Genomic DNA, 19,569 nt, shown 5'->3' with positions numbered 1-19,569 from the left:
CCGGTGGAAACGCCGGGGGTTTTGCTTTGTTCAGTCAGCGGCAGCTCTCACAAGAGCGCCATCTTTTTGCACGATGTCATATTCTGTTCATTAATGCTTACCCGCCCACCGATGGATCGTTTGGCACCGATGACGGTAGCTCAACAAATAATTCGGCTCATTCGCGAGCGACCAGGTCTTACCGAACGCCAGATTGCCGAGCGCATCTTCGGCGAGGAAGGCTCCATACAGCGCGTCAATCCAACGTGCCGAAAGTTGGTGGCAGCGGGCTGGCTGGAGCGGCACGGTCGAGGATGGGCGGCGGACCCGTTCACGTATCACGCAGCAAAGCCCGATCTCTGAGCCAAGACTGGCACTGATCCGATTGTCCCGGGCAGCCGGGCTTCGCATGGTCTATCTTCAACTTGCCCCCGGCGCCAAAACGCCGGGGGTTTTGCTTTGGTCGGCTCGCTCGCGTATCAGGCGGCGAGCATGTCGCGCACCATCGGCACCACCTTACGGCCATAGAGCTCGATGCTTTTCATCAGCTTCTCGTGCGGCATCGGACCGGCCGAATATTTCAGCTGGAAGCGCGCAGCGCCGAGCGCCTTGACGGTCGACGCGATCTTGCGGGCGACGGTTTCGGGGGCGCCGACATAGAGCGAACCGTGCTCGGCCTCGGCCACGAACTCGTCGCGGCCCATCGGCGGCCAGCCGCGCTCCTTGCCGATCCGGTCACGCATCAGCTTGTAGTCCGGCCACAGCTCCTCGCGCGCCTGCGCGTCGGTCTCGGCGACGTAGCCCGGCGAATGAACGCCGATCGGCTTCGGCGTCCGGCCGAACTGCTGGTAGGCGCGCTGGTGCAGATCGACATAGGGTGCGAAGCGCTTGGGATCGCCGCCGATGATGGCGAGCATCAGCGGCAGATCGTAATGCGCCGCGCGAACCACCGATTCGGGGCTGCCGCCGACGCCGATCCAGGTCTTCAACCGGCCGTGCTCGACCGGCGGATAGACCGATTGGCTCTTGAGCGGCGGCCGCAGCTTGCCTTCCCAGTTCACCGGCTCCTGTTTCAGGAGCTCGGTGAACAGATCGAGCTTCTCCTCGAACAGCTCGTTGTATTGCTTGAGGTCGAAGCCGAACAGCGGGAACGACTCGGTGAAGGAGCCGCGGCCGAGGATCACCTCGGCGCGGCCGTTCGAGACCGCGTCGACGGTGGCGAAGCGCTGGAAGACGCGGATCGGATCGTCCGAGCTCAGCACGGTCACCGCCGAGCCGAGCCGGATGTTCTGGGTGCGCGCGGCGATGGCCGCCAGCACGGTCTCGGGCGAGGAGATCGCGAAGTCGGCCCGGTGGTGCTCGCCGAGCCCGATGAAATCGATCCCGAGCTGATCGGCCAGCACCGCCTCGTCGACGACGTTGCGGATCACCTGGGCGTGCGACAGCGGCGCGCCGGCGGCGTCCTTGGTGACATCGCCGAACGTGTCGAGCCCGAATTCGAGAGAGGTCGTCATCACATAGTCCAGTTGTCGGCGTGGCGGAGCATCCGCCACGGGCCACCCATCGCACGCAGGCCGAAGGGTCGTGGTGCTGCGGAGATGTCCGCGAGCCTGCGCTGTGGAGCCTTTGGTTGGAATTCCAATAAACCTATGGCCTGTTCGCCGACCGGCAAGGTCACGCCGCGAAACGCAGCGTTTCCAGGTCGCTTGTATCCAGCCGTGGTCGAGGCTGCGGCGATCAGCCCGGGCTGACCAGGAAGCCGGCCCGCGGGAAATGCACCACCACCTCGCCTGTCCGTTCGTCTGACCGGCGAATCGCGATGTGCTGTGCCGACAGCGAGACGATCTCACCGCGGACCGGGACCTTGCCGTAATCATCCGGCATCACGCTGACGATATCGCCGGGCTTGCGGCCGTTCGGATCCGCGGGGTCGCCGAAAACGGGCGACTCCGGCTGCGCCTTCGCCGCGATCTCGAGCGCGTCGGCCGACGACATCTCGGTGCGCGTGCCGTGGCCGATGGCGCGGATGCGCTCTTCCCATGCCGCAACGCGTGGGAAGTGCTTCATGATCTGGTCCATCGGGGCGAGGCTCTGCCGTGCGTACCACACGTTCATGTAGGCGTTGACGTCGGCGAGGCTGAACTCGCCGGACAGCCACGATCGGCCGTCGGCGAGTTGCGCCTCGATCCAGTCGATGTTGGCGCGGAACTGGTCGCGCATCTGCGGCAGCGCTGCGGTCATGGCGGCGACGTCGAACTTGGCGCCGCGCAGCTTCTCGCGATCCGCGATGAATTCTTGCGGGACCTTGTCGCCGATGAAGCCGAACACGAGGTTCACGGTGTTCTGGAAAAACAGCCGGTCGCTCCACATGCCGAGCGCCCAGGGCATCCCGGCATTGCCGGCGGGAAACAGCGTCGGCGTCGGATAGCGCCGCTCCAGCTCGCGGATGATGATCTGGGTGTCGCAATAGATGTCGGCACCGATCTGCATCGTGGGCGTGCGGCGATAGCCGCCGGTCATTGGCATCAAATCCGGCCGCGGCATGATCCGGGAAATCCGCACCGAGGTCCAGGCCAGCTTCTTGAATCCGAAGATGACGCGGATCTTCTCGGAGAACGGCGACTGATCGAAATGATGCAGGATCGGCGTGGGCTGCGACATGGCCTCCTCCCGGGACAGGGGTGCGATCTCCTCGGACCTTGTCGCGTAGCCTGACAAGATTTCGGCGGATCGCAACCCATTTCCACGGGAGAACGACGACGGCGCCGTGCCGTCAGAACTGTTCCGCCCATGGCCGCAGGTCGAGCTCCAGCGTCCATGCACTGCGATGCTGGTGATGCAGCACCCAATAGGCGTCCGCGATCGCCGCGATGTTGAGCAGTCCATCCGGCCCGCGGTCATCCTTCAGTTGCGGGCGCAGGCTCAGCAGGCGATCGCCCTCGATGCCACCGTCGACCACGACATGGCCGACATGGATGCCTTGCGGCCCGAATTCCCGCGCCACGCTCTGCGCCAGCGCGCGCAGCGCCGCCTTGGCAGAGGCGAACGGCGCGTAGTTGGCCTTGCCGCGCAGCGAGCCGCTGGCGCCGGTGAACACCAGCGTGCCGCCGCCACGCGCCAGCAGGGCAGGGATCGCAGCCTGCGCGAGTTGGAAGCCGCCGAGCGCATGTTCGCGCCAGTGCTCCTCGAAGCGCTGCTCGCTGACCTTGAGAAACGGTGCGGGCCGGTTGGAGCCGGCATTGTGCACGGCCATCGCCAGCGGCGCGAGCTTCCCGGCGGCCTCGACGAAGCGGGCGACATCCGCGGCGGTGGAGGCATCGCCGACGACATGGGCGACCTTGGCGCCGCTTGCCGCGAGTTCGGCCGCCGTTGCGGCGAGCTTCTCGGCGTTGCGCCCGGCGATCGCCACGGGGTAACCGCCGGCCGCAAAGCGGCGCGCGATCGCAGCGCCAAGGCCGTTGGAGGCGCCGACGCCGGCGATCAGCACGCTTCCCTCTACAGCGGTCGGCCCGTGGCCGGATCGGTCGTTCATGGCTTGCTCCATCAAGGTGCCCGCGGCGCGGGTGAAATCATTCGTCGGACGCCATCGCGACGATGGCATCGCGCACCGTGCGCAGAATGGCGTCGGACCGCTTCGGATCGATGATGACGCGCGAGATCGCGAGCGCGCCGACCATCGCGCTCACTGCGACGATCGCGCTGCTGTCGTCATCGTCGCCGAGCGTCTCGACGACCTTGGCGATGAAGGATTCGATGTGCGGTTCCATCACCGCGCGGCACCGCGCATCGGCACGGCCGACATCCGAGATCAGCGCGCCGATCGCGCAGCCCGATTTCGGCGAGTCGCGATGGGCGCGGCTGAGATAGCTTCGTACCAGGGCGTTGACGCTGACCGGCTTGTCGGGATCGCGCGCTGCGTGCGCCGACGCTTCGCCCGAATTCAGCGCCTGTTGCAGCGCCGCGGCGATCAGCTCGGAACGCGAGGCAAAGTGCCCATAGAAGCCGCCATGGGTCAGCTTCACCTGCTGCATCAGGCTGCCGATGCTGAGCGCATCCAGCCCCTTGTCGCGGATCTGCGTCGCCGCCTCGTTCAGTATGCGCTCACGGCTCCTGGCCTTGTCGGCCTGGGAATGGCCCATTTTCGCAGTGCCCCTGTTTGACTCTCGTTCTGGATTATGACCATCATGCATCTGGATGACAAGTATCATCCAGAAAATGTTCAGTCACAAAGCAGGGAGGAACAGATGTCCGGCAGCGCGAGCGAAGGGCGGGTCCGCCACGAGCGGCATGACCACATCCTGAAGATCATCATCGACAATCCCGCGAAGAAGAACGCCTTCAGTCCGGAGATGATGGCCGAGCTGTCCGACGCGCTGACGCTGCTCGACAATGATGACGGCCTCTGGGTCGGCGTGCTGTGCGCCGCCGGCGGCAGTTTCACCGCCGGGCTCGACATGCCGAAATTCTTCGGCCCGACCGCGAGCCGCAAGCCGCTGCCGGAAGGCAATGTCGATCCCTTTGGATTGTCGAAGCGGTGCCGGAAGCCGATCATCACCGCGGTGCAGGGCATCGTGTTCACCGTCGGCATCGAGATGATGCTGGCCGGCGATATCGTCATTGCCGCGGACGACAGCCGGTTCTGCCAGATGGAGGCCAAGCGCGGCATCGCGCCGCTGGCCGGCGCGCACTTCCGCTACATCAGCCGAGCCGGGTGGGGCGATGCGATGTATCACCTCCTGCTGTGCGACGAGTTCACTGCCGCGGAAGCGCATCGGATCGGCCTCGTGCAGGAAGTCGTGCCGGCCGGTCAGCAGATCGAGCGCGCAATGGCGCTTGCCGAGATCATCGCGCGCAATGCGCCGCTCGGAATCCAGGTGACGAAGGAGGCGGGCCGCAAGTTCATCGAAGCCGGCGAGCAGGCGGCGATTGCGATCATTCCGCAGATCCGCGAGCGCGTGCTCAACACGGCTGACGCGGCCGAGGGCATCAAGTCGTTCGTGGAGCGCCGCGCCGCGGTGTTCCAGGGACGCTAATCCCAGGGGCGCAAGCCCGAGCGGCACTCGCTGCGTTCACGATACGTGCATGGCTTGCGGTTGTGACAATGTTGTCGCAGCCGCATCAATTTCGATCACGGCGATCGCGCGACGACTCTTGTCGAGATTCGTCGAATCAGGGAGATTCGAGCCATTCATTAAATTCAATTTCGTCCTGCTTTCACTCAAGCGTCCGGTATGGATTCCCATGACAAACGCACGAGTAATTGTTGTCGGAAATAACAAGGGCGGCTCTGGCAAGTCGACAATTGCCATGCACGTCGCCATCGCGCTGATCAAGGCGGGTCAGCGGGTCGCCACCATCGATCTCGACAACAAGCAGAAGTCGCTGACGCACTACGTCGATAACCGGCGGGACTGGGCGCGGGAGACCTCGCTCGAGCTCGGCGCCCCCACGCATATGTGCTTCGAGACGGTGAGCGGCAGGGGCAGCGAGGTCGAGACGCTCGGCCGCAGCGCGCTTGCCGAGATCGTCGAGCGGCTCAGCCGGTCGCACGATTTCGTCGTCATCGACTGCCCCGGCCACGACACCTATCTGACGACGTTCACGCATTCGCTGGCGAACACGCTGATTACGCCGCTGAACGACAGCTTCGTCGACTTCGACGTGCTCGGCACGGTCGATCCAAACGACTTCAAGGTGACCGGCATCAGCCACTATTCGAAGATGGTGGAGGAGGCGCGGCGCCAGCGCAGCGCGAACGATCAGCCGGCATTCGAATGGGTGGTGCTGCGCAATCGCCTCTCCACGCTCGGTTCGCGCAACAAGCGGCTGGTCGGCGAGGCGCTGAGCGAATTGTCGAAAACGCTGAATTTCCGCCTGGTCGATGGCCTGGCCGAGCGGGTGATCTTCCGCGAATTCTATCCGCGCGGATTGACTGCGGTCGATGACGTCAATCGGCTGGCGCTCGGTGGCCGGCCGACCATGTCGCACGTCACCGCGTGGCTGGAGATGGAGCGGCTGATGACCGCGATCATGCTCGGCCATCTGGTGGCGCGCCCGCCGGAGACATCCGACGCCGGCCGCGACGCGGCGTAAGCGAGGCCAGGTCGTTACCGGCAATTGGCGTTGCCCGCATCGGCAACGGTCAGGAACGTGATCGTTGCGGGAGCGAAGGCGATCACTCCCGCCGCGGTGGCATCACCACTCAGAGTGGGAAGCTGGTCGGACGCGCCAAGTGCAAGCGTGCTGCCATTGAGCTGCACATTGCCATCGTCGGGCGTTGCGCTCGCCAATGTGTAGCGTTGCGAGGCGGCCGAGAGCGTGAGCTTGCGCCGCATCCGCCGATCGTTGTTGATCACGAGCAGGGCCACTCCACCGGGCACGTCATGTGCGCAATGCGCGTAGACATGGAAGCCGGAGTGTTCGCCGACGCGGGCATCGAGCACGGTGGTTCCCATCAGCCGCCGCCACAGCAGTGCGGCCCAGTAGTTCGGCCGCGGCAGATGGGTCCGCTCGTCGAGCAGCCCGTAGTCGCTTGCCGCAAGGGTGTTGTGCATCACCACCTGAGCGCCGATCTTGGCGAGCCGCCCAAGCTGATCGAGATAGCGGAACGTATCGGTGAAGGTCGTGGCCCAGCGGTTGCCGCCGCAGGCGCTCTCCGCGGTCTCGGTCAGCCAGATCGGCTTGCCCGGCGCAAGCCGGTCGCGCAGCGCCCGGTAGAGAGCGAATGTCTTGCCAGTTCGGGCCAGCCATTGGTCCGACAGTGCCTGCTTCGCCGTGCGATCGCCAGAGCATCGCGCCGAGAGCCCGCCGTAATGATGGTAGGAGACGACGTCGACGCCGGCCGCCGAAACCGTGAAGCGCGCTTGCGCATCCGCGCCGGTGCCGATCGTGCCCGGGCCGAGGATCGTGACGTTGGGCGCGGCGTCCTTCATGAATGTGCGGAAGGTTGCAAAATCGCGGCCGTAGGCTGCGGCATCGTAGCGGTCGGGGGCGCCGCCGATCGCCGGCAGATCGGGCTCGTTCATGAACTCGGCTGCGGCGATCCGGCCGCCGGCCGATCGGGTGAAAGCGAGAAGCTGGCCGGCCTGTTCGGAGGTCCATCGCCCCTCGGCGTCACGCGTGCCGGCGCTGATCGCAAAGGATGCGACGATGGGTGCGTCGACAATGTGCGAGAAGTCGATCACGTCCCGCCACTGCTGTCGTGTCAGCACGCCCTTGAAGCCGGCCGGCGGTGCAGCCGGTGGCGTTTCGGTATCCGCAAAGAACGTGCTGTTGGCCCAGGTTCCGCTGACGCGAAGGTATGCAGGCGCGAGTGCCGCTGCGAGCCTGCGCAGCCGGTCGTCGTGCAGATCGATCGGCGTGCGCGCCGCGAACCGTTCGGCGTTCGCACTCGTCCGTGCGCGGGCGGCATAAGGTTTCCAAAATCGCCCGCCGGTCACCTCGACCATCTCGATGTTGTAGGACTGGAAGCGCGGGTCGATCGTTCCGACGCGCGGCATCGTCGCGACGTCAAGCGTCAGGTCTGCCGCGGCCGCCCTGGTGCAGACGAGGACGGCGGCCCAGGCGGCGCATGCGATGCGGCGACACGGGTATGCGCTGGCGACGCGCAAGGGTCCTCGCGGCGTTCCGAGTTGCGGTGGCTCAGAATGCCGCCGCGGCATCTTTGAATCAACGCTGTGGCCCGCCGTCTGGCGCGTTCACGATGCGATCCCACAGCGCGCGGATCATGTCCTTCATGGCCAGCGCGTCCTGCCAGCGGTCGGACAATTCCCTGCCGTCGGCTCCGGTGATGGCATAAGGCGGGGGACCGAGTTCGCACAGGAAGGTGAGGGTCGCGTCACGCCCGGCGCGCTTGCGCCAGGAACGGATGCCGTAGTCCCACCAGTCTGTGAACAGCGACACCCAGCCCTGGTGCTGCGGAAAGCCGGACGAGATCTGCACCTGCTCGCGGCTCGCGATGCGGCCGTGGATACCCCAGGCATGGTCGAGGATGCGGTGGATCATCGCGTGGTTGACGTCGTCGACCGGCCAGGCGAATTCGCGGCCGACCAGATAATGCGAGAGATCGGCGGTCAGCCGCAGATCGGGAAAGCAGTCGAGCAGATCGAGCATGAAGAACAGGTCGGTCGTCATGCGGTCGCGATGGGTCTCGACATGCACGGCGACGCCGGCCTCGTTGGCGAGCCTTCGCCAGCCTTCGAGCAGGGGAATGCAACCGGCGAGCCGGCGCGGCCGAACGTCCGGCTGCAAATTGACGTGGTCGGCGCCGAGCTGCGCGACCAGATCGAGCACCGGCTTCAGGTCGTCGACGCTCTTCGGATAGCATTGCGCCTGCCAGATCATGCCATGGGCGCGGAGGAAGCTCGTCACCTCGCGCGCAAAGGCGGGATCGATGAAACGCACACCGGCGCCGTCAAACCCGGCATCGCGGATCATCGCGAGCTGGGTTTGCAGCGGCCATTCGGCCTCGTCGGCCAGCCGTCGCTCCATCGCCCAGAGCGACTGCAGGACCCGCAGCTGCTGCGCCACCGATCAGGCCCGCGCCGGGATCGCCGCGGGCAGCTCGGCCTGCTCGCTCGCGTCGGCGGCGATATTCTCCTGATAGGTCTCCGGCCCGATCCAGATCGCGACCACGGTGCAGGCCGACAGGAACATCGCGTAGCAGGCGACCGGCCACCAGGTGCCGTAAGCCGCCACCAGTGCAGTGGCGACGAACGGCGCCGGGCCGCCAGATAACAGCGAGCCGAGCTCGCGGGCGAAGGCGAAGCCGGCGAAGCGGCGTTGCGGCGGGAACAGCTCGGCGAAATACGCCGCCTGCGGCCCGAACATCGCCGCCGTCACCACGGCGCGCGCCAGGATGAAGGCGAGCGCGATCATGATCCACTCCTTGGTGCCGACCATCCAGAAGAACGGGAAGGCGAGCGCGACGCCGGCCAACGCGCCGAACATGTAGACCGGCCGCCGTCCGATCCGGTCGGACAACGCCGCAAAGCCGAGGATCGCGAACAGCTCGACCGTGAAGGCCAGCATCAGCGCGCTGAGCGCCTCTGCTTTCGGCACGCCGAGCGTGGTGATGACGTAGCTCAGTCCAAACACCGGGAAGAAATAGCCGAGCCCGTTCTCGGCCATCCGCGCGCCGAGCACGACGAAGAAGTTGCGCGGGTGCTGGCGCAACGCCTCCATCGCCGGGTTGCTCTCGACCTTGCCGCGCGCGACCACCGCCTCGGTATAGACGGGCGTCTCGGTGATGCGCATGCGAACGAAGATGCCGACGACGATCAAGAGGAGGCTCGCCAGGAAGGGAAGCCGCCAGCCCCAGCTCATCAGTTGCTCGCGCGGCAGCATCGTCACCAGCGCAAAGGCGCCGGCCGCGAGCAGATTGCCGACGGAAACGCCGAGCGGCGCGAAGCCGCCCCAGAAGCCGCGATGCCTCGGCGGCGCGTTCTCCACCAGGTAGATCACCGCGCCGCCATACTCGGCGCCGGCGCCGAGACCCTGGATGACGCGCATCGCGACCAGGAGGACCGGCGCCCAGACGCCGATCTGCGCATAGGTCGGCAGGAAGCCGATCGCGGTGGTGCCGATGCCGATCATCAGCAGCGTTGCGACCAGCACCGGCTTGCGGCCATAGCGATCGCCGAGGATGCCGAACAACAGGCCGCCGAACGGCCGCACCACGAAGCCGACGCCGAAGGTCAGGAACGACAGCAGCGTGCCGACCACCGGATCGCTCTTCGGAAAGAACAGCTCGCCGAACACCAGCGCGGCGGCGGTGCCATAGAGGAAGAAATCGTACCATTCGAGCGCGGAGCCGATGCTTGCGGCCAGGATCACACGCAGGCGCGATGTGCGCGCGCCATCTCTTGCCATCTCGGTCATTCGTTTCCCCGTTATCTGTTTTTATGTATTGAAAGCAGCAATGCCCGCGGCTCGCCGCGGGCATTGTCGTCAGTTCTCAGGCCGCGCGCGTGAAGTAGGATTTCTTCGACGCCGACTGGGTCTCGTAGATCGATCCTTGTCGCTTGGCCGGCGGCAGCGGCATGCGCACCGGCACGTCGGTCAACCGCGGGGCAACCACCGGTGGGCCCGCCAGCAGGCGGCTGTTGAACTCGTCAAAATCCTTCACACCCATCAGCGGCCAGGCGTCGCTCGCGGCGACTTCATAGAGCAAGAGGTTGCGCGGCCGGTTCGACGTGTTGGTCGCCGAGCCGTGCAGCGCGCGCACGTGGTGGAACGACATGCTGCCGGCCTTGCCCATGCAGGGCACCGCGCGCTTGATGTCGTCCTGGATCTGGTCCGGATCGATCAGGCCAGCGAAGCAGCCGTCCTCGCCGTGGTGGTCCCACATCGTGGCGCCGGTGTGCGATCCGGGGGTCACCAGCATCGGGCCGTTCTCGATGTCGCAGTCGTCGAGCAGCACACCGATCGCGAGGATGTCGTCATTGGTGTGCGGATAGAACGCCCAGTCCTGATGCCACTCGACCGGCGAGCCGTATTGCGCCGACTTCATGTTGAGCTTGGAGCCGTGCAGGCGAAGCCCGGGGCCGATCAGCTTGGTCAGGATCGAGATCACGGCGGGGCTGCGGACGATCTTGTCGAAGATCGGATGCACCTTGTGCGGCGCCTTGATGCGGCGGACCCGCGGGGTCTCCGGCGTATGGCCCGGCTCGAGGTCGTAGACATCGGTGTGCTCGCTCACACTGGCCGCGCCGGCCACGAGCTCTGCGAGCACCGTGCGCACTTCGCCGAGGGTCTCCTGGTTGAGCACCTCGGGGACCACGATCACCCCGTCGCGCTTGTAGGCCTGGGCCTGCTCGTCCGAAATCATACCGTTTCTCCCGATTTGTTTCATGTTAGCGCTAACATAAGGCGATGCTAGCGCTAACATCGTGGCTTGGCAACCTGGAATCGTGCAGGGTCCGGCCCATGAGCTCCGACCTCACCGACCCCGAGACCGGCCCGACCGGTGCCGCGCCCACCCTTTCAGAGGTGGCCAAGCGTGCCGGCGTCTCCTCGATCACGGTGAGCCGGGTGGTGCGGATGCCCGATTTGGTCGCGCCGGAGACAAGGGCGCGGGTCGAGCGGGCGATGCGCGATCTCGGTTATGTCCCGAACCTCGTGGCAGGCGCGCTGGCGAGCGCGCGGACCAATTCGGTTGGCGTGCTGGTGCCGACCATCGCCAACGCGATCTTCGCCGACACCGTGCAGGGCCTGTCCGACAAGCTCGAACCGCTCGGCTTCTCCGTGATCCTGGCGCAGTCGCGCTATGATGCGATGCGCGAGGACCGCATGCTGGCGGCGCTGCTGTCGCGGCGGCCGGAGGCGATCATCATGGTCGGCTCGCCCGCGACGGAGGAGGGCAGCCGCCTGCTGCGCAATGCGCGGATTCCGATCGTCGAGACCTGGGACCTGCCGGCCAACCCGATCGATGCGGTCGCAGGCTTCAACAATTACAAGGCCGGCGTCGCCGTCGCGAAACATCTGGTTGCGCAAGGGCGCAAGCAACTCGCCTTCATCGGCGGCGACGATCCGCGCGGCACGCGGCGCTGGCTCGGCTTCAGGGACGAGGCGCTGGCCAGCGGTCTTGCCGAGCCGCGGCGGCTGATCCTGGACCGCAAGGATTCCGGCAGTGTGGCGGCGCACGCGCGCCTGCCCGGTGTCGATGCGGTGTTCGCCGCCAACGATGCGCATGCGATCGGCTTCATGTCGGGCCTGCGCAAGGCCGGCCTGCTGCGCGACGGGCCCGCAGCGGCGCAGCCGGTTGCCGTGATCGGGCTCGGCGATCTCGAAATGGGCCAGTTGATCTCGCCGACATTGAGCACGATCAGCGTGCATGGCGATGCGATCGGCCGCACCGCGGCGACGCTGACGCTGGAGCGCGGCGGCGAGCGCCGGATCGATCTCGGCTTCGAGCTGGTGCTGCGCGACAGCGGCTAGAGCATGATCCGGAAAAGTGTGAAGCGGTTTTCCGAAAAGATCATGCTCAAACAAGGAGCTAAAGCGCGATGACGATTCAACCCAATCTCATCGCGCTTTAGCGATCATCGCCGCGACATTGCGGGCGCAGCCAACTCGTCTCTCTCCGTGCTCTCACCTCGCCGCGACGCCAGAGTCCACCGCCTCGAGCAAGGCGACCAGGCCACGCAGAATGGCCATCGGAGAAGGAGGGCAACCCGGAATGTGGAGATCGACGGGAACGACCGCGGAGACCCCGCCCACCACTGCGTAGCTGCCGGCGAAGCATCCGCCGTCTTTGGCGCAATCGCCCGCAGCGACGACCCATTTGGGATCGGGGGTCGCACGATAGGTGCGCTCGAGCGCCTCGCGCATGTTCTTCGTGACGGGACCGGTGACGAGCAGGACGTCGGCGTGACGGGGCGAGGCGACGAACCGGATGCCGAACCGTTCGACGTCGTAATACGCATTGCTCAGTGCGTGAATTTCCAGCTCGCATCCGTTGCACGAGCCTGCATCAACTTCGCGGATCGAAAGGCTGCGGCCGAGACGCCGCCTTGCGGTATGGCCGACCATGGCCGCGAGCTCTGCAAGCGCGGCATCGTCCGGCCGCGGCGCTTGCTCGGTCAATGGTTGACGAAACAGGCTCTGGAATAGAAGTTTGCGCATCGCCCCCGGTCCTCAGAGGTCCTGCCCTGAATAGGAGCAGTTGAACGACTTGTTGCAGAGTGGGAAGTCCGCCACGATGTTGGCTTCGATGGCTGCCTCGAGCAGGGGCCACTGAAACCATGACGGATCACGCAGATGACATCGCTCGATCCGATCGCCGCTCAGGCGTAGCCAGGCCAGGATATCGCCGCGGAAACCTTCGACCAGCGCCATGCCTTCGCAAGGTTCCGTCGCAGCTTGCAGCGACACTCTGATCGGGCCCGCCTCGAGGCCAGCGAGGATCTGGTCCGCCAGCGCAAGGCTCTGCTCGACTTCGCGGATCCTGATCCAGACTCGCGCGTTGACGTCGCCATCACTGAGCACGGGCACTTCGAAACGCAGACCGTCATAGGGAGGATAGCCGGGCGCGCGTCGAGCGTCATGGTCGCGGCCGCTTGCACGTCCGACATAGCCGCCGGCGGCGAATTGCCGGGCGAGTGCCGCGGTCACGACCCCGGTGGTGACCGTGCGATCCTGCAATGAGGCGGTGTTGTCGTAGAGTTCGATCAGCGCCGGGAAATGCCGGCGGATCTGGTCGAGCGCGGCGCGGATTGCGCTGGATCCATCGCCGGCGATGTCGCGCGCCACGCCGCCGGGAACGACAAGGTCGCGCATCAGGCGGTGGCCGAAAGCAGCGTCGGCAGCGCGCAGCACGGACTCGCGCAGCACGGCGCAATGCGCCTGCATCAGCGCAAATGACGCGTCGTTGCAGATCGCGCCGATGTCGCCGAGATGGTTGGCCAGCCGCTCGAGTTCGGCCATCAGCGCCCGCAGCAACAGCGCGCGCGGCGGCACGGCCATTCGCTGCGCGGCCTCGACGGCCTGCGCGAACGCCAGTGCATAGGCAACAGTGCTGTCGCCGGAGATCCGGCCGGCGAGCCGCGCGGCCTGCTCGACAGTACTTCCGGCCATCAGCCCTTCGACGCCCTTGTGGGTGTAGCCGAGCCGCTGCTCGAGGCGGACCACCGTCTCTCCGCTCGCGGTAAAGCGGAAATGTCCGGGCTCGATGATGCCGGCATGGACCGGGCCGACCGCAATCTGGTGCAGGCCGTCTCCCTCGGCCGGAAGGAAACGATAGGGCGCCGTATCCGTTGACGCATCGAGACGCTCGCCCAGCGGGAAGCGCAATTGCCATCGACCATGATCGAGCCATGGCCGGGGATCCGGTGTCCCCGTGGGCACCAGCCCGAACAGGTCGTGGATGGTGCGCTCCAATCGAAGCGCCGGAGGATGATGGGCCGCGACCGAAGGGAATTGGCGATCGGGACAATCCAGGCTGAGCACACCGACATCGGATGTGCGGTTGTCGAGAATCGCCATATGCACGCAGGATGGCTCGCCCCACAGTCCGAGCAGGCTGAAGCCGCCGTCGGCGAGGGCGCTGGCGGAGGAGCGCCAGACTTCCGCGTCCACCACTGCGCGCGGCCATGGACGATGCCGTTCGACCTTGTGGCCTGCCCGGATCAGATCGATCAATGTCGCCATATCCCGCTCTCCCTCGCTAACCCAGAAGGTTGGCGACGTGCTGGAACCAGACAACCAGCGGTCCCGGAAGGTAGATGCCCGCGGTCAGCACCAGCGCGAAATGCGCGAACATCGGCAAATAGGACGCATCCGCCGGCGCGGCATTGCCGCGCGGCTCGCCGAACGCGAGGCTGGTCAGGCGCAGGATCAGCGCGCCGAAAGCGAGCAGCAGGCCGAACACCAGCGGTATGGCGAGCAGCGGCTGGCGCGCGAAGGTGGAGCTGACGATGAGGAATTCGCTCATGAAGATGCCGAGCGGCGGCAGACCGGCGATCGCGACCACGCCGATCACGAGGCTCCAGCCGAGTGCGGGATGGGTTTCAGTCAGGCCGCGAATGTTGGCGATCCGCTGCGTGCCCTTCACCTGCGCGATGTGACCGACTGCGTAGAAGATTCCCGACTTGGTGAGGCTGTGCATCACCATGTGCAGCAGGCCGGCAAAGTTGGCGAGCGGTCCGCCCATGCCGAACGCAAACACGATGATGCCCATGTGCTCGATCGAGGAATAGGCAAACAGCCGCTTGATGTCGCGACGGCGGTAAAGCATGAAGGCCGCGAACATCAGCGAGGTCAGCCCCATCGTCACCATCAGCGGGCCCGGCGATATCGCGTCAGGATTGGCGGCGAGTAGGATCTTGAAGCGAAGCACCGCATAGAGCGCGACGTTGAGTAGCAGGCCGGACAGCACGGCGGAGATCGGCGTCGGGCCTTCGGCATGCGCATCCGGAAGCCAGGCGTGCAGCGGCGCCAGGCCAACCTTGGTCCCATATCCGAGCAGCAGGAAGATGAAGGCGACGTTGAGCAATGCCGGGTCGAACGTCGCCGCGCGGCTGATCAACACCGTCCACACCATGGCGTCCTGACCCTCGCCGATGACCGGCAGCGCGGCCATGTAGACCAGGATCGTGCCGAACAGCGCGAGCGCGATACCGACGCTGCCGAGTATGAAATACTTCCAGGCCGCCTCCAGCGCCGCATGGGTCCGGTAGATGCCGACCATCAGGACGGTGGTCAGCGTGGCGATCTCGACTGCAACCCACATCAGGCCGATATTGTTCGACACGAATGCGAGGTTCATGCCGAACATCATGACCTGATACATGGCATGGTAGAATCGCAGGTAGCCGGGCGTCAGCCGTCCGGTTTCGAGTTCATGGGCGATGTAGCTCGCACTGAACACGCTGGTCGTGAATCCCACGAAGGTGTTGAGCACGATGAAGACGATGTTGAGATCGTCGATCAGCAGGTATTGGCCGGGCTGCGGGCGCTCGATGACGAGCAGCGAAAGCGCGGCCAGCAAGGTGCCAAGACTGGCCAGGATATTGATCCCCGCGGTCAGCCGGTAGCCAGGCAGCACCGCCAGCACCGCCGCGGCACAGATCGGTATCAGCAGAACCCAGGCGACGGCATCGGATGCAGCAGTCATCGACGCTCTCCCCTGAATTCATCGAGCGCACCGACGTCGACGGTGTCGAACCGCTCCCGAATCCGGAACAGGAACACGCCGATCACGATAAATGCGATCAGGATCGAAAACGCGACGCTGATTTCCACGACGAGCGGCATACCCTTGGCGCCGGTCGCGGCCAGCACCAGGCCGTTCTCCAGCGACATGAAGCCGACGACCTGGCTGACGGCGTTGCGCCGCGTCACCATGACGAGCAATCCCAGCAGCACCACCGACAGCGCGAAGGCGAGGTCTTCCCTCGCCAGCGGATCGGCGCCGCCGGTCACGCGCAACATCACCATCATGGAAAGGGCGACGAGCCCCATGCCTGCCAGCATGGTCAAGCCGATACCTACCGAGGTCTCGATATCGCGATGGATGCCGAGCTGCCTGACGATCCGGTGCAGCGCCACCGGGATGATGGTCGCCTTGAAGACCAGCGCGATCACCGCCGTCACGTAGAGATGCGGCGCATTCTGGATGAAGGCCTGCCAGGCGACCGAAGCTGCGAGCACCACCGCATGAAGGGCGAAGATGTTCAGCAGCGCATACAGGCGGTCCTGGTAGAGCATCATGAAGCTGATCAGGACGAGCCCGCCGGCGAGCAGATGGGCGATGTCGAAGGCGAGGTTGTGCATCAGAAGCCCCGTGACACGAACCGAAGCAGCGTGCCGAGCAGGCCGAGCATCAGTGCGGCGCCGAGGAACTCGGGGACACGGAAGACCCGCACCTTCGCGGTCGCGGTCTCGAACACGGCAAGCAGGAAGCTTGCGACCGCAAGCTTGAGGATATAGGCGGCGACGCTCACCAGATAGGACAGCGGACCCGCGCCTTCGGTGGTGATCTGCCAGGGGAAGAACACGCAGATGATCAGGGAGATGTAGAGCAGCAGCTTGAGGAAGGCGCCGAACTCGATCATGGCGAGGTGACGCCCGGAATACTCGAGGATCATCGCCTCGTGCACCATGGTCAGCTCCAGATGCGTCGCCGGGTTGTCGACCGGAATGCGGGCATTCTCGGCGAGCGCTACCATGATCAGTGCGATCATCGCCATGCCGAGCGAAACGCGCAGTCCCACTTCGGATGACGCCATGAAGGTCGCGACCGTCGATAGCTGGGTCGAGCCGGCAATCAGCGCGACGCAGAACACCATCAACAACATGGCCGGCTCAGCGAGCGCGGCGATCATCACCTCGCGGCTGGAGCCGATGCCGCCGAAGCTGATGCCGACGTCCATGCCGGCAAGCGCGAGGAAGAAGCGCGCGCTGCCGAGCAGGGCGACGATCGCGATCAGGTCGGCATTCCAGCTGAATTGCAGGCCGGACGCAAATGTCGGGACCAGCGCTGCGGCGACCCAGATGGCCGCGAACGTCACATAGGGCGTGACACGGAACAGCCAGGACGCGTTTTCGGCGAGGACGACCTCCTTGCGCAGCAGCCGTAGCAGGTCGCGGTAGGGTTGAAAGATCGACGGTCCCCTTCGGCGGAGCAAGCGGGCCTTGATCTTGCGCACGACGCCGGTCAGGAGCGGCGCGAGCAGCAGCACAAGCGCCATCTGGCCAAGCTGAACGAAGATGTCCGAGATCACGACCATATCGCGAGCACCAGCAGCAGTGTGACGAGGGTTGCGAACACCAGACTGAGATAGCGGCGGATGGTCAGGAACTGGAGCTGGTTCAGCCGATCGGCGAAAAACCACACCGCTTCGGTCACGGGCGTGTACAGGCGCTCCCAGACCAGATCGTGCATATCAACCTTGAAACGGGCTGGCCGCATGTCGCCGGGTGCGGGCATGTCGACATGCTCGCGGGCCTGGAAGACCAGCGTGCCGAAGACGCGGCGGATCGGCTGCACGAAGCTCGCTCCGGAATACTGCGCCGCCGGTGTCGGATCGTCGAAGCCGCAGCCCCAGGCGGGTCCGCGCCGGATCGCGCGCGAGGCAAAGCGATGGATGAAATACACCGCAAGCGAGGCCGCAGCGCTGATGAAGACAAAGACGAGCAATCCGTTGTAGGAACTGCGGCTCTCCTCGATCGGCACGATCGAGAGCCAGGGGTCGTTCGCCTGAACCGGCATCCGGTGGCCGATCATGGCCTGCGCGACCGGCGAGAGCGCGTCGATCACAACGCCCGGCAGAACGCCCGCGAGGAAGCAGAGCGCAGCGAGACTGAACATCGCAGCGAGCGAATAGCGATCGACCTCGCCGGCGGCTTCCGCGGCCGGGCTCCGCGCGCGACCGAGGAACGTGATTCCGAAGGCCTTGACGAAGCATGCGGCGGCGAGTGCCGCCGCCAGCGCCAGCAAGGCGCCGACCGCCGGCACCATGATCTTCAGCAGCCATTGCGGCAGGTCGGGGCTCTGCAGGACGGCCTGAAACATCAGCCATTCCGATACGAATCCGTTGAATGGCGGAAGCGCCGAGATCGCAACGCAGCCGACGAGAAAGACGAAGCTCGTGAGCGGCATGCGGTGGATCAGGCCGCCCAGCTTCTCCATGTCGCGTTCGCCGGTCGACGTCAGCACGGCGCCGGCTCCGAAGAACAGCAGGCTCTTGAAGAACGAATGGTTGAGGACGTGGAACAGCGCCGCCGTGAAGGCGAGGGCGGCTGCCAGACCGAGGCCGTTCGCCTGAAATGCCAGCGCCAGGCCGAGGCTTGCGAAGATGACGCCGATGTTCTCGATCGTGCTGTAGGCGAGCAGACGCTTGAGATCGTTCTCCATCAGCGCGTAGAGAATTCCGATGACGGCGGTCGCACCGCCCAGGATGAGCACGACGACACCCGCCGACCAGCTTGGCGGCCCGAGCAGATCGAACGCGACCCGGATGAATCCGTAGATGGCGACCTTCGTCATCACGCCGCTCATGAGCGCCGAGACATGGCTCGGTGCCGCGGGATGCGCCAGCGGCAGCCATACGTGCAGCGGGACCAGGCCGGCTTTCGATCCGGCGCCGAGCAGCATCAGCGCGAGCACCAGCGCGGCTTCGGACGGCGTGTGCTGGACGCCGCGGATGGCCGCAAAATTGTAGCCGCCAGCGGCTCCCGACAGCAGGCCGAAGGCGAGCAACAAAGCCAGCGTTCCGAAGCTCGCCATCACGAGATAGACATAGCCCGCCCGGGCATTGTCCGGGTCACGGTGGTGCGCCATGACGAGCGCCCAGGACGCGAGCGACATGAATTCCCAGCACAGCAGGTAGGTGAACGCGTCGTCGGCAAGCACGACGAGATTCATCCCGGCCAGGAATGCCGGAAAGAAGGGAAGAATGCGCTGCGGTGCGGATTCGTGGCTGCCGTAGCCGAGGCCATAAAGACTTGCAGCGGCGCCGCCGAGATTGACCACGGCGAGGAAGAAGGCTGCGAGCGCATCGAGGCGGAAATGCGATCCCAGCCACGGCAAGCCGACCGGCAATACCAGTTCCGTCGCGCTGGCCTGGGTGACGAGCGCGAACAGGGCCCCGGCCAATGCCACCAACGAAATCGCAAAGGTCGCGCCGTAGACGATGGCAGTCGATCGGCGCGATCTGCTCGCTGCGATCGCGAGAGCGGTCGTTCCCAGCAGCGCGGCGACACACCAGATCTGCTGAGCGACCCCCGGGTTCATGTCTGCACCTTCGGCGAGCCGGATCCGGCCTTCAATCGCACGCCGCGGCCGCCGCCGCCGCCACTGACGGCGCCCTCGTTGATGACTTCGACGCCGGCGGTGCCGAGCGCGTCGATCAGTTTCACCAGCGAGTCGACATTGCCGCGGATGGTGCCCTCGCTCGCCTCCATGCGCTGGATGGTCGGCACCGAAAGTCCGGACAGCTCGGCGAGCTGCCGTTGGTCGATGCCAAGCAAGGCTCTGGCAGCCCGGAGCTGCGCCGCGGTGATCATCGATTGGGGCCGTCGATTGAGAGTCGGGTCTATTTGAATGTCATTTATGCACAACAAGTAGTAATGCTACAAGAGTAATAAATG

Annotated in this window: 20 protein-coding genes; 4 read left to right on the top strand and 16 right to left on the bottom strand. The window is 65.5% G+C overall.

Going from position 1 to position 19,569, the window contains the following annotated elements; genetic code table 11:
- Nucleotides 1-3 precede the first annotated feature (3 nt).
- Entirely contained in the window at nt 4-342 is a 339-nt protein-coding gene (locus tag XH92_RS32730; protein WP_194455823.1) for a helix-turn-helix domain-containing protein, read from the top strand.
- A gap of 116 nt (nt 343-458) precedes the next feature.
- On the opposite strand, the gene XH92_RS32725 is transcribed toward XH92_RS32730, so the two are convergent.
- The 4 genes from XH92_RS32725 to XH92_RS32710 form a co-directional block, all read right to left on the bottom strand.
- Nucleotides 459-1,493 carry an LLM class flavin-dependent oxidoreductase gene (locus XH92_RS32725; protein ID WP_194455822.1) on the bottom strand — a complete coding sequence of 345 codons (1,035 nt, stop codon included), beginning with the start codon at nt 1,491-1,493 and terminating at the stop codon, nt 459-461.
- A 223-nt stretch (nt 1,494-1,716) separates the two neighbouring features.
- Nucleotides 1,717-2,640, bottom strand: a complete 924-nt coding sequence (locus XH92_RS32720; RefSeq protein WP_194455821.1) for a glutathione S-transferase family protein — start codon at nt 2,638-2,640, stop codon at nt 1,717-1,719.
- Between the two features lie 112 nt (nt 2,641-2,752).
- Complete coding sequence (locus XH92_RS32715) at nt 2,753-3,511, bottom strand: SDR family NAD(P)-dependent oxidoreductase (RefSeq protein ID WP_194455820.1); 759 nt, start codon at nt 3,509-3,511, stop codon at nt 2,753-2,755.
- Between the two features lie 37 nt (nt 3,512-3,548).
- Nucleotides 3,549-4,118 (bottom strand): TetR/AcrR family transcriptional regulator, encoded by a 570-nt coding sequence (locus tag XH92_RS32710; RefSeq protein ID WP_194455819.1) that lies wholly within the window; start codon nt 4,116-4,118, stop codon nt 3,549-3,551.
- Between the two features lie 105 nt (nt 4,119-4,223).
- On the opposite strand from XH92_RS32710, the gene XH92_RS32705 reads away from it, so the two are divergent.
- Nucleotides 4,224-5,012 (top strand): crotonase/enoyl-CoA hydratase family protein, encoded by a 789-nt coding sequence (locus XH92_RS32705; protein ID WP_194455818.1) that lies wholly within the window; start codon nt 4,224-4,226, stop codon nt 5,010-5,012.
- A gap of 36 nt (nt 5,013-5,048) precedes the next feature.
- Here XH92_RS32705 and XH92_RS32700 read toward each other — a convergent pair whose 3' ends face one another.
- A complete protein-coding gene (locus XH92_RS32700; RefSeq protein WP_194461707.1) occupies nt 5,049-5,288 on the bottom strand; it encodes a hypothetical protein in 240 nt (79 codons plus the stop codon).
- Between XH92_RS32700 and XH92_RS32695 the strand changes: the two genes are divergently transcribed.
- The gene (locus tag XH92_RS32695) at nt 5,287-6,072 is read left to right on the top strand and encodes a division plane positioning ATPase MipZ (protein ID WP_246787790.1); all 786 of its coding nucleotides are present in this window, start codon (nt 5,287-5,289) and stop codon (nt 6,070-6,072) included. The genes XH92_RS32700 and XH92_RS32695 overlap by 2 nt on opposite strands.
- Nucleotides 6,073-6,086: 14 nt before the next feature.
- On the opposite strand, the gene XH92_RS32690 is transcribed toward XH92_RS32695, so the two are convergent.
- The 4 genes from XH92_RS32690 to XH92_RS32675 form a co-directional block, all read right to left on the bottom strand.
- Nucleotides 6,087-7,478: a hypothetical protein gene (locus XH92_RS32690; RefSeq protein ID WP_246787788.1), complete on the bottom strand. Its 1,392-nt coding sequence runs from the start codon at nt 7,476-7,478 to the stop codon at nt 6,087-6,089.
- 169 nt (nt 7,479-7,647) lie between these two features.
- Nucleotides 7,648-8,508 carry a sugar phosphate isomerase/epimerase gene (locus tag XH92_RS32685; RefSeq protein WP_194455815.1) on the bottom strand — a complete coding sequence of 287 codons (861 nt, stop codon included), beginning with the start codon at nt 8,506-8,508 and terminating at the stop codon, nt 7,648-7,650.
- A gap of 3 nt (nt 8,509-8,511) precedes the next feature.
- Nucleotides 8,512-9,858: an MFS transporter gene (locus XH92_RS32680; protein ID WP_194455814.1), complete on the bottom strand. Its 1,347-nt coding sequence runs from the start codon at nt 9,856-9,858 to the stop codon at nt 8,512-8,514.
- A gap of 76 nt (nt 9,859-9,934) precedes the next feature.
- Nucleotides 9,935-10,807: a phytanoyl-CoA dioxygenase family protein gene (locus XH92_RS32675; RefSeq protein ID WP_194455813.1), complete on the bottom strand. Its 873-nt coding sequence runs from the start codon at nt 10,805-10,807 to the stop codon at nt 9,935-9,937.
- A gap of 98 nt (nt 10,808-10,905) precedes the next feature.
- Between XH92_RS32675 and XH92_RS32670 the strand changes: the two genes are divergently transcribed.
- Nucleotides 10,906-11,916 carry a LacI family DNA-binding transcriptional regulator gene (locus XH92_RS32670; RefSeq protein WP_194455812.1) on the top strand — a complete coding sequence of 337 codons (1,011 nt, stop codon included), beginning with the start codon at nt 10,906-10,908 and terminating at the stop codon, nt 11,914-11,916.
- 153 nt (nt 11,917-12,069) lie between these two features.
- Here the strand turns inward: XH92_RS32670 and XH92_RS32665 are convergent, their stop codons facing one another.
- Genes XH92_RS32665 through XH92_RS32635 form a run of 7 tightly spaced genes read right to left on the bottom strand, consistent with a single transcriptional unit; the run spans nt 12,070 to nt 19,485 of the window.
- Nucleotides 12,070-12,603 carry an NADH-quinone oxidoreductase subunit B family protein gene (locus tag XH92_RS32665; protein WP_194455811.1) on the bottom strand — a complete coding sequence of 178 codons (534 nt, stop codon included), beginning with the start codon at nt 12,601-12,603 and terminating at the stop codon, nt 12,070-12,072.
- A gap of 12 nt (nt 12,604-12,615) precedes the next feature.
- Entirely contained in the window at nt 12,616-14,127 is a 1,512-nt protein-coding gene (locus XH92_RS32660; protein ID WP_194455810.1) for an NADH-quinone oxidoreductase subunit C, read from the bottom strand.
- Nucleotides 14,128-14,143: 16 nt separating this feature from the next.
- Nucleotides 14,144-15,592, bottom strand: coding sequence for a hydrogenase 4 subunit F (locus XH92_RS32655; RefSeq protein ID WP_194455809.1), 1,449 nt, complete (start codon nt 15,590-15,592; stop codon nt 14,144-14,146).
- Nucleotides 15,589-16,251 (bottom strand): hydrogenase-4 component E, encoded by a 663-nt coding sequence (locus XH92_RS32650; protein WP_194455808.1) that lies wholly within the window; start codon nt 16,249-16,251, stop codon nt 15,589-15,591. Before XH92_RS32650 ends, XH92_RS32655 begins: the two co-directional genes overlap by 4 nt.
- Nucleotides 16,251-17,207: a respiratory chain complex I subunit 1 family protein gene (locus XH92_RS32645; RefSeq protein WP_194455807.1), complete on the bottom strand. Its 957-nt coding sequence runs from the start codon at nt 17,205-17,207 to the stop codon at nt 16,251-16,253. Before XH92_RS32645 ends, XH92_RS32650 begins: the two co-directional genes overlap by 1 nt.
- Nucleotides 17,198-19,213 (bottom strand): hydrogenase 4 subunit B, encoded by a 2,016-nt coding sequence (gene hyfB / locus XH92_RS32640; protein WP_194455806.1) that lies wholly within the window; start codon nt 19,211-19,213, stop codon nt 17,198-17,200. The genes XH92_RS32645 and hyfB overlap by 10 nt, the downstream gene beginning before the upstream one ends.
- Complete coding sequence (locus XH92_RS32635) at nt 19,210-19,485, bottom strand: helix-turn-helix transcriptional regulator (protein WP_194455805.1); 276 nt, start codon at nt 19,483-19,485, stop codon at nt 19,210-19,212. The genes hyfB and XH92_RS32635 overlap by 4 nt, the downstream gene beginning before the upstream one ends.
- Between the last annotated feature and the right edge of the window lie 84 nt (nt 19,486-19,569).

This window comes from Bradyrhizobium sp. CCBAU 53421 (assembly GCF_015291625.1).
GTDB lineage: Bacteria > Pseudomonadota > Alphaproteobacteria > Rhizobiales > Xanthobacteraceae > Bradyrhizobium.
Note: the sequence above shows the minus strand (reverse complement) of the source record. Positions and strands in the feature narration are given on the sequence as shown.

Coding starts and splice junctions, on each gene's coding strand:
- XH92_RS32725 (WP_194455822.1), bottom strand. CDS start 1,493: ATGACGACCTCTCTCGAATTCGGGCTCGACACGTTCGGCGATGTCACC.
- XH92_RS32720 (WP_194455821.1), bottom strand. CDS start 2,640: ATGTCGCAGCCCACGCCGATCCTGCATCATTTCGATCAGTCGCCGTTC.
- XH92_RS32715 (WP_194455820.1), bottom strand. CDS start 3,511: ATGAACGACCGATCCGGCCACGGGCCGACCGCTGTAGAGGGAAGCGTG.
- XH92_RS32710 (WP_194455819.1), bottom strand. CDS start 4,118: ATGGGCCATTCCCAGGCCGACAAGGCCAGGAGCCGTGAGCGCATACTG.
- XH92_RS32705 (WP_194455818.1), top strand. CDS start 4,224: ATGTCCGGCAGCGCGAGCGAAGGGCGGGTCCGCCACGAGCGGCATGAC.
- XH92_RS32695 (WP_246787790.1), top strand. CDS start 5,287: ATGCACGTCGCCATCGCGCTGATCAAGGCGGGTCAGCGGGTCGCCACC.
- XH92_RS32700 (WP_194461707.1), bottom strand. CDS start 5,288: ATGGCAATTGTCGACTTGCCAGAGCCGCCCTTGTTATTTCCGACAACA.
- XH92_RS32690 (WP_246787788.1), bottom strand. CDS start 7,478: ATGCCGCGCGTCGGAACGATCGACCCGCGCTTCCAGTCCTACAACATC.
- XH92_RS32680 (WP_194455814.1), bottom strand. CDS start 9,858: ATGACCGAGATGGCAAGAGATGGCGCGCGCACATCGCGCCTGCGTGTG.
- XH92_RS32675 (WP_194455813.1), bottom strand. CDS start 10,807: ATGATTTCGGACGAGCAGGCCCAGGCCTACAAGCGCGACGGGGTGATC.
- XH92_RS32670 (WP_194455812.1), top strand. CDS start 10,906: ATGAGCTCCGACCTCACCGACCCCGAGACCGGCCCGACCGGTGCCGCG.
- XH92_RS32665 (WP_194455811.1), bottom strand. CDS start 12,603: ATGCGCAAACTTCTATTCCAGAGCCTGTTTCGTCAACCATTGACCGAG.
- XH92_RS32660 (WP_194455810.1), bottom strand. CDS start 14,127: ATGGCGACATTGATCGATCTGATCCGGGCAGGCCACAAGGTCGAACGG.
- XH92_RS32655 (WP_194455809.1), bottom strand. CDS start 15,592: ATGACTGCTGCATCCGATGCCGTCGCCTGGGTTCTGCTGATACCGATC.
- XH92_RS32650 (WP_194455808.1), bottom strand. CDS start 16,251: ATGCACAACCTCGCCTTCGACATCGCCCATCTGCTCGCCGGCGGGCTC.
- XH92_RS32645 (WP_194455807.1), bottom strand. CDS start 17,207: ATGGTCGTGATCTCGGACATCTTCGTTCAGCTTGGCCAGATGGCGCTT.
- hyfB (WP_194455806.1), bottom strand. CDS start 19,213: ATGAACCCGGGGGTCGCTCAGCAGATCTGGTGTGTCGCCGCGCTGCTG.
- XH92_RS32635 (WP_194455805.1), bottom strand. CDS start 19,485: ATGATCACCGCGGCGCAGCTCCGGGCTGCCAGAGCCTTGCTTGGCATC.